General features: G+C 65.2%; 2 protein-coding genes. Both read right to left on the bottom strand.

Going from position 1 to position 1,434, the window contains the following annotated elements; all coding sequences use genetic code 11:
• Positions 1-70: 70 nt before the first annotated feature.
• Positions 71-571: a crossover junction endodeoxyribonuclease RuvC gene (gene ruvC, locus AC1DVM_RS23095; protein WP_477258473.1), complete on the bottom strand. Its 501-nt coding sequence runs from the start codon at positions 569-571 to the stop codon at positions 71-73.
• 154 nt (positions 572-725) lie between these two features.
• On the bottom strand, positions 726-1,434 hold a 709-nt coding region (locus tag AC1DVM_RS23090; RefSeq protein ID WP_477258471.1), incomplete at its 5' end, for a YebC/PmpR family DNA-binding transcriptional regulator.

Raw genomic sequence — 1,434 nt, 5'->3', positions numbered from 1 at the left:
GGGGTGAGGGGGCTGCCCGCCGACCCCGCAACCTCCCACCCGGGAAAAGGTGATTCCCGCGTGTAACACCCTAATAGCTGGCGGCCAAAGCCCGGGCTTTTCGCTGGTGGGCGTGGCAGATAGCGATGGCGAGCGCGTCGGCGGCGTCGGCCTTTTTCGGATCGGCCTTGGGAAGCAGGATCTTTACCATGGCCAGCACCTGGTTCTTGTCCGCGTGGCCGACGCCCACCACGGTCTTCTTGACCTGATTGGCGCCGTATTCCGCAACCGGCAGGTTGTGCATGGCCGGCACCAGCAGCGACATGGCGCGGGCCTGGCCGAGCTTCAGGGTCGCCTGCGCGTCCTTGTTGACGAAAGTCTCTTCCACCGCGACCTCGTGGGGATTCCAGGTCGTCACCACGTCGGTGAGGCGGTCGTGGAGCTGTTTCAGGCGCAAGGCCAGATCGAGCTCCGCATCCGAGGTCACGACCCCGCAGGCCACAAAGGAGAGTTTCGACCCCGCGATGGTGATGATGCCCCAGCCGGTGTTGCGCAGGCCGGGATCGAGGCCGAGGATTCGGATGGGGTCCATGAATGTCCTTCGAATCCTCTGGCCGAAGCGCGGCCTGCTCTCCTCCCCCTTGAGGGGAGGAGTTGGAGGTGGGTGTGAGCGCCGCAAGGGAGCAAGAGTGGCGCGGACACCTCCACCCTGACCCTCCCCACAAGGGGGAGGGGAAAGTCCGAGCCTATTCCGACATCTTCTGCACGAGCGCCTCGGACAATTCGAAATTGCCGTAGACGTTCTGCACGTCGTCGTGCTCCTCGAGCGTCTCCATGAGGCGCATGAGCTTTTCGCCGGCCTCGTCGTCCACGAGGATCGGCGTCTGCGGCTTCCAGACCAGCTTGGAGGCCTTCGGCTCGCCGAATTTTTCTTCCAGCGCCTTGCCGACCTCGTTGAGGGCGGTGTTGGCGCAATAGATCTCGTGCCCGTCCTCGGTCGACACCACGTCGTCGGCGCCCGCCTCGATGGCGGCGTCGAGCATGGTGTCGGCATCGGCCACATCCGGGCCGAACTCGACGAGGCCCACATGGTCGAACATGAACGAGACCGCGCCGGTCTCGGCCAGGTTTCCGCCGCTCTTGGTGAAATAGGAGCGGATGTCCGAGGCGGTGCGATTGCGGTTGTCGGTCATCGCCTCGATGATCAGCGCGACGCCGCCGGGGCCGTAGCCCTCGTAGCGGATCTCGTCGTAATTCTCGCCTTCGCCGCCCACCGCCTTGTTGATGGCGCGCTGGATATTGTCCTTGGGCATGTTCTCGGCGCGGGCCGCCAGAATCGCGGCGCGCAGGCGCGGGTTCATGGCGGGGTCGGGCATGCCCATCTTGGCCGCCACGGTGATTTCGCGAGCGAGCTTCGAGAAGACTTTCGAGCGCACCGCATCCACCCGCCCCTTG

The organism is Microvirga sp. P4_A5 (assembly GCF_056402495.1).
The sequence above is the reverse complement of the archived record's forward strand: the minus strand, read 5'-3'. Positions and strand labels throughout refer to the sequence as shown.

Excerpts from the sequence above, each read along its gene's own strand:
- ruvC (WP_477258473.1), bottom strand. The coding sequence starts at position 571 with ATGGACCCCATCCGAATCCTCGGCCTCGATCCCGGCCTGCGCAACACC.